The sequence below is a fragment of the Bradyrhizobium sp. genome, assembly GCF_036009065.1.
Classification (GTDB): Bacteria; Pseudomonadota; Alphaproteobacteria; order Rhizobiales; family Xanthobacteraceae; genus Bradyrhizobium.
In genome coordinates, this window is record NZ_DASYMN010000213.1 from 1 (window position 1) to 2,900 (window position 2,900).

Below are 2,900 nucleotides of genomic sequence, written 5' to 3' on the forward strand. Positions count from 1 at the left end.
CCAGAATGCCTCTTCGAGGCTGACGCTGGTCTTGTGGCCGGCGACCACGATGGACCGTTTCACGACCGGCGATTTCATGATGCGTCCTCGCCATCGATGCGATGCTGGTCCAGTACATCGTTCGCACGGCTTGCACGCTGCCCGTGCAGGGCGCGCTCGGATTTGGTGCGGCCAAAGCGTGCGCGATTGGCTTCGGCCTGTTGCGCCGACTGATCCCGCGCGACGCGCTTCTTGAATCGTTTGAGATTGACCAGGTCCCCCATGATCGTCCCCACTATTCTTGCAACCGGTAATGCGGGGCGACTTCAAACCCGCACAAACATTCGCGCGGGGTTCTCGTCAACTCGGCTGCCATCGGGGAAAATCCTCGTCGTAAAAGCCTTAACAAACCTATTCCGCGTTGGGAAAGCGGCTTATTTTTTTTGCTCTACCACGACACAATGCCACGACGGTAGAGGTCAATCTAATTCTTTAGGTCGGTATAAATTATAACTATTTCGCCGAACCGCTATCTCAATAGAAATCGAGTGAGCAAGTTGTCATCCGGGGTGTGTCATTTTGTCCGGCCGCACCAGCCTGTCAAATTCCGAAGCCGTGACAAAGCCCTGTTCTACGGCCTCTTCTTTCAATGTCGTGCCGCGCGCATGGGCCGACTTCGCGACCTTGGCGGCATTGTCATAGCCGATCTTCGGCGCCAGCGCGGTGACCAGCATCAACGAACGCTCCATCAGCTCCCGTATGCGTTTTTCATCGGCGCGGATGCCGTCGATGCAATGCCCGGTAAACGAGCGCGCGACGTCGGCGAGCAGTTGTATGGAATGCATCATACAATATGCCAGCACCGGCTTATAGACGTTCAGTTCGAAATGGCCTTGGCTGCCGGCGACGGTAATGGCGGTGTGATTGCCGAACACCTGGCAGCAGACCATGGTCACGGCCTCGCACTGCGTCGGGTTGACCTTGCCTGGCATGATCGATGAGCCGGGCTCGTTCTCCGGCAGGATCAGTTCGCCGAGGCCCGAGCGCGGTCCTGAACCCAGCAGGCGGATATCGTTGGCGATCTTGAACAGGCCGGTGGCTGCCGAATTGATCGCGCCGTGCACGAAGACGTAGGCGTCGTTGGAGGCCAGCGCCTCGAACTTGTTGCGCGCACTGGTGAATGGAAGCTTTGTGATTGCAGCAACCTGTTTGGCAAACAGCTTTGCGAATCGCGGCTTCGAATTGAGACCGGTGCCGACGGCAGTGCCGCCCTGCGCCAGCGGATAAAGATCACCAACCGCAACGCGCAGCCGCACAATGCCGCTTTCGACCTGCGATGCGTAGCCGGAAAATTCCTGGCCAAGCGTGAGCGGCGTCGCGTCCTGGGTGTGGGTACGCCCGATCTTTACGATATGCGCAAAGGCCTTTTCCTTTTTACGTAGTGCGGCGTGAAGCTCGCTCAGTGCCGGAACGAGATCGGCGGCGATCCGCTCGGCTGCGGCGATGTGCATCGCGGTCGGGAACGAGTCGTTCGACGACTGGCTCATGTTGACGTGATCGTTGGGATGAACCGGCTTCTTGGCGCCGAGCTCGCCGCCGAGCATCTCATTGGCGCGGTTGGCGATCACCTCATTGAGGTTCATGTTGGTTTGCGTGCCGGATCCCGTTTGCCAGACCACCAGAGGGAAGTGATCGTCGAGTTTGCCCTCGATCACCTCGCGTGCGGCGCGGGCGATGGCGTCGGCGCGCCGACGGTCGAGCAGGCCGAGTTCGCGATTGGTTAGCGCCGCGGCGAGCTTGACGATGGCGAGGGCGCGGATGATCGGCATCGGCATCCGGTCGGTACCGATGCGGAAATTCTGCCGGGAACGCTCGGTCTGCGCGCCCCAGTAGCGGTCGGCAGGGACCTCGATCGGGCCGAAGCTGTCGGTTTCGATACGGGTGGCCTTGGCCGTCCTGGCAGAGCGCGAAGCCTTGGATGATGGAGCCATGATCCTGTCCATTGCGGTGACCGTGCTCAATATGGCAGCGGCGTCCAGCCGCGCACCAGCGGCAAGACGGGGTCCATCCTATATGGATGCACGGATTATTTCTTGCGGAAGCGATCCAGCCGCACCACTTCGGCGCCTTCGCCCGGCTTCGCCGGCTGGTCGTGATTCTCGGACATGGCGACGGGCGGCAAGGCAGCGGTCAGGGCCGATGGCGCCGCCGCTGCCGGTAGGTTGGCTGCGGGCGCCTCGGTTGCGGTTTCCGACGGGTCGAACTGCAGGCCGAACTGCACCGACGGATCGAAGAAGCTCTTGATGGAGTTGAAGGGAACCACCAGCCGCTCGGGAATGCCGCCGAACGACAGTCCAACCTCGAAGCGATCCTCGGTGACGACCAGATCCCAGAACTGATGCTGGAGGATCACCGTCATCTCCTCCGGATATTGCGCCAGCAGCCGCGGCGACAGCTTGACACCCTCGGCGGTGGAGACAAACGTGATGAAGAAGTGGTGCTCGCCGGGCAGGCCGTGCTCGGCCGCGTCGGTCAGCACCTGGCGCAGTACGCCGCGCAACGCATCGCGCGCCAGGACATCGTATCGGATATGATCGGTCGCCATCGTCGGTCCCGTCGCGTTTAGTGCCACGCGCGCTGTTGCGGCGTTTGTCCGTGGCCGACTCGCGCCATCCGGTCCATGCTACCCCGGCAATGGGCCGAGGTCAGCAGGGTGTCCCCAGCAATCATGGAAATTCTGTCCGACGCCGGGCTGCGACCATGAGGGCAGGGAAAGCAGAAAGTGGAGGCTTCTGTTGCCAGGTGCCTCCGAACCCCGCCAAACGGAGCTTAACCCGTCAGGACTTTAGACTTGGTTTTTCAAACCGCTTACGCGGCCTGAGCAACCGGAGCATAGTTGTCGTTTGCAACTATTGCATAGC

At 61.0% G+C, this 2,900-nt stretch carries 4 protein-coding genes and 1 other RNA gene; all 5 read right to left on the reverse strand.

The window, feature by feature from the left end; genetic code table 11:
• Positions 1-78, reverse strand: a 78-nt coding sequence (locus VGP39_RS13115; protein WP_327567540.1) for a ribbon-helix-helix domain-containing protein, incomplete at its 3' end; no start/stop codon positions are given.
• Positions 75-263: a DUF4169 family protein gene (locus tag VGP39_RS13120; RefSeq protein WP_327568535.1), complete on the reverse strand. Its 189-nt coding sequence runs from the start codon at positions 261-263 to the stop codon at positions 75-77. The genes VGP39_RS13115 and VGP39_RS13120, both read right to left, overlap by 4 nt.
• A gap of 276 nt (positions 264-539) precedes the next feature.
• Complete coding sequence (gene fumC, locus VGP39_RS13125) at positions 540-1,970, reverse strand: class II fumarate hydratase (protein WP_414644660.1); 1,431 nt, start codon at positions 1,968-1,970, stop codon at positions 540-542.
• 95 nt (positions 1,971-2,065) lie between these two features.
• On the reverse strand, positions 2,066-2,584 hold the full coding sequence (locus tag VGP39_RS13130; protein ID WP_327568537.1) for an SspB family protein: 519 nt from the start codon (positions 2,582-2,584) through the stop codon (positions 2,066-2,068).
• Positions 2,585-2,760: 176 nt separating this feature from the next.
• Positions 2,761-2,900, reverse strand: a transfer-messenger RNA (tmRNA) gene (gene ssrA, locus VGP39_RS13135); the annotation flags it as partial.